This is a genomic window from Promineifilum sp. (SeqCode) (assembly GCF_041918635.1).
Classification (GTDB): Bacteria; Chloroflexota; Anaerolineae; order Promineifilales; family Promineifilaceae; genus Promineifilum.
The window spans coordinates 1-2,942 of record NZ_JAYRVJ010000170.1 but is presented as its reverse complement, the minus strand read 5'-3'; the positions used below and the strand labels follow the sequence as shown (position 1 = coordinate 2,942).

At 60.8% G+C, this 2,942-nt stretch carries 4 protein-coding genes; 1 reads left to right on the top strand and 3 read right to left on the bottom strand.

Annotated elements, in window-relative coordinates:
- The first annotated feature begins 161 nt into the window (after positions 1 to 161).
- Complete coding sequence (locus tag ACE3UY_RS05775; RefSeq protein WP_374686599.1) at positions 162 to 1,415, top strand: radical SAM protein; 1,254 nt, start codon at positions 162 to 164, stop codon at positions 1,413 to 1,415.
- 69 nt (positions 1,416 to 1,484) lie between these two features.
- Here the strand turns inward: ACE3UY_RS05775 and ACE3UY_RS05770 are convergent, their stop codons facing one another.
- The 3 genes from ACE3UY_RS05770 to ACE3UY_RS05760 form a co-directional block, all read right to left on the bottom strand.
- Complete coding sequence (locus ACE3UY_RS05770; RefSeq protein WP_374686598.1) at positions 1,485 to 1,757, bottom strand: BrnA antitoxin family protein; 273 nt, start codon at positions 1,755 to 1,757, stop codon at positions 1,485 to 1,487.
- On the bottom strand, positions 1,720 to 1,941 hold the full coding sequence (locus ACE3UY_RS05765) for a BrnT family toxin (RefSeq protein WP_374686600.1): 222 nt from the start codon (positions 1,939 to 1,941) through the stop codon (positions 1,720 to 1,722). The genes ACE3UY_RS05770 and ACE3UY_RS05765 overlap by 38 nt, the downstream gene beginning before the upstream one ends.
- Before the next feature lie 215 nt (positions 1,942 to 2,156).
- Positions 2,157 to 2,942, bottom strand: a 786-nt coding sequence (locus ACE3UY_RS05760) for an aldehyde ferredoxin oxidoreductase C-terminal domain-containing protein (RefSeq protein WP_374686597.1), incomplete at its 5' end; no start/stop codon positions are given.

Below are 2,942 nucleotides of genomic sequence, written 5' to 3'. Positions count from 1 at the left end.
CCCAATCTGGACCGCAAGACGATGCGCGCGGGGGCGTAGCACCCTGTATCACAGCCTGTCAGGATGTAGCGGCGCTTGTGGCGCAGCCATTCCTGGCTGCGGCGGCGCTCAGTCAGGAATGACTGAGCTACAAGCTATTAGACCATGCGCGGGAGCAAGCCATGAACGAAGTCAAAACCCATTGGGCCGAGGTGGACGAGCGCGGCCGTCTGGTGTTGGAGCCGGACGTGGCCGCCCGCTACGGGCTGGCTCCGGGCGCGCGGGTGCGCCTCGACCTGGACAACAACACCATCCGCCTGCACCGCCCCGTCACTCACCTCGCCAAGCTCTACGTCGAGCCGACCAACTGGTGCAACATCGACTGCGTCACCTGCATGCGCAACAACTGGGAGGTGGAGACGGGCTTCATGGCCGCCGAGACCTTCGAGCGCATTATCGCCGGTCTGAAGACGCTGCCCGCGCCGCCGACGGTGATGTTCGGCGGCATCGGCGAGCCGCTATCCCACGCCCACATCGCCGAGATGGTGGCCCGCGTCAAGGCGCTCGGCTGCCGGACGGAACTCATCACCAACGGCACGCTGCTGACGGAAAAGCGGGCACGGAGTCTCATCGACGCCGGGCTGGACGTGCTGTGGGTGTCCATCGATGGGGCGCGGCCGGAGAGCTACGCCGACGTACGGTTGGGGGCAGAGTTGCCGCGCGTGCTGGAGAACCTGCGCCGCTTCCGCCGCCTGCGCCGCCCGGCCCACCACCCCGTGCCGGAGATCGGCATCGCCTTCGTCGCCATGGAACGCAACATTGGCGACCTGCCCGAACTGCTCCAGATGGGCAAGAGCCTGGGCGTGATGCACTTCCACGTCAGCAACCTGCTGCCCCACACGGCGGCGATGAGCGAGGAGGTTCTCTACAGCCGGACGCTGAACTCCATCACCTTCCTGCCGTCCCCCTGGCTGCGGCGGTTGACACTGCCCAAGATGGACTTGAACGAGTTGACGATGGAGCCGTTCCGGCGGGCGCTGGACAGCGGCTACAACGTCACCTTCGCCGGCAGCAACCTGGGGCTGTCGAATGACGTGTGCACCTTCATCGAGAGCGGCTCGATGATCGTCGGCTGGGACGGCAGCGTGAGCCCCTGCTCACCGCTGCTCTACACCCACACCGGCTACCTGCGCGGCTACGAACGCAAGTCGCACCGGCACATCATCGGCCGCGTCCAGGAGCGCGACCTGCTCGACCTGTGGCTCGACCCGGAATACGTAGACTACCGCGAGCGCGTCCACCGCTTCGCCTTCGCGCCATGCACGCCCTGCGGTGGCTGCGAGATGTCGCGCGAGAACCTGACCGACTGCTTCGACAACCCCGCCCCGGCCTGCGGCGGCTGCTTGTGGGCGCAGGGGGTTATTGCTTGTCCCTAAATCAGTCTTTCTGATTCTTGATATGTTTTTCTGTTTCTAGGGTCATTGTGTCGGTCATTACAGTAGTGCCTAGTGAGCTTCCATATAAGCCCGCAGAAGCGCATTAATGCGTGTCTGATAGCCTCGACCCTGCGAGCGAAACCAAGCCAACACATCGCTATCAATCCTTAGCGTAACCTGCTCTTTGGTCGGCTCGGGCCTCAACCCGCGACGAACGATGGCACGCGCAAACATCTCTGGTGTAATTTCAGGGATGTCGGACACATCAATGTCCTCATCGGTCATGTTGTCCAGCCGCTCCCAGTCAGTCAGTGAATCGTTGGAAGTAAATTTCTCGCTCATAGCTCTTAGCCTTTCTCGCCGAAATGATGCGGGTGATTTCACCTCGTTGGCTGTGGACGACAACAATGACATTTCCTTTCAGCAAGCCCAAGGTGATGAAACGCAGCTCATCATAGCCGAATCGGTCATCTTCGATAGTGACGATGTCGCTATTGAAAATAGTGGCCGTATCTGCAAAATCTATCGCGTGTTTGCGACGGTTAGCAATCCGCTTAGTTTCATCCCAGACAAACTCAGGTATATTCTATTGTAACTACATTTTGTGGTTATTTCAAGCAAACTAAAAGGGCGCTGCCTCATAACACAGCGCCCTTTTAACGGATGAAATTCAGAAGCAACCAACAGATGTCATAGATCGCGCCAGTTCTTAATCTGCGTAATCTGCGGATTCTTCCTCTTCTAAATCACTTCCAACTCTTGCAACTTCCACTCCGGCACGACGCCATCCTTCCAGCCGCGCGCGCCGTAGTACTCGGCCAGCATCAGGTCCAACTCGCAGGTGTGGCCCAGATTGCCCGGCTCCGTGGACGGCTCATGGGTGAAGCGGTGCGGCAGGTAGTCGCTGCCCTCGCCGTGACCGGCCAGGTTGTTGTACCAGCGCTCCAGATTGTAGATGCGCTCGCCGGTCTTCAGCATGTCATCGGTAGTGAACTCCGGCAGGCCGACGAAGGCGGCGTACTGCGCCGTGTACTCATCGACGCCCTGGGCAAAGGCGCTGAACTTGCACAAGTCCAGGCTGTCGGAGAAGGCGTGGATGTCCTGGAAGATCTTGGTCAGTTTGCCCTTGCCATCCCACTCCAGCGGATCGACGCTGAGCGACTGGAAGGGCATGATGTTCAGTTCGGCCGCCGGGGTGTAGGCCCGCAGGTGGCACGCGCCGCGGTTGCTGGTGGCGTAGGCGATGCCCATGCCCTTCATGCCGCGCGGGTCATAGGCCGGAATGGCCTGACCCTTGACGGTATTGGAGACTTCGGAGTGGCCCAGGTTGGCCGCAAAACGGGCCGGCCCCTCGGCCAGCGCGTCGCCGACGCCGCGGCGATAGGCGATGTCCTCCGCTAACTCGATCATCTTCGGCCAGTCGCCCCAGGTCAGCGCCGGATGGCCGTTGAGATACCCCTTCTCCGAAACCTCCATGTAAGTGGAGAAGGCGTTGCCGAGTTCAATGGTGTCCATGCCGAAGTCGTT

What these genes read in the sequence shown, in the direction of transcription:
- ACE3UY_RS05770 (WP_374686598.1), bottom strand. Translation starts at nt 1,757, where the DNA reads ATGAGCGAGAAATTTACTTCCAACGATTCACTGACTGACTGGGAGCGG.
- ACE3UY_RS05775 (WP_374686599.1), top strand. Translation starts at nt 162, where the DNA reads ATGAACGAAGTCAAAACCCATTGGGCCGAGGTGGACGAGCGCGGCCGT.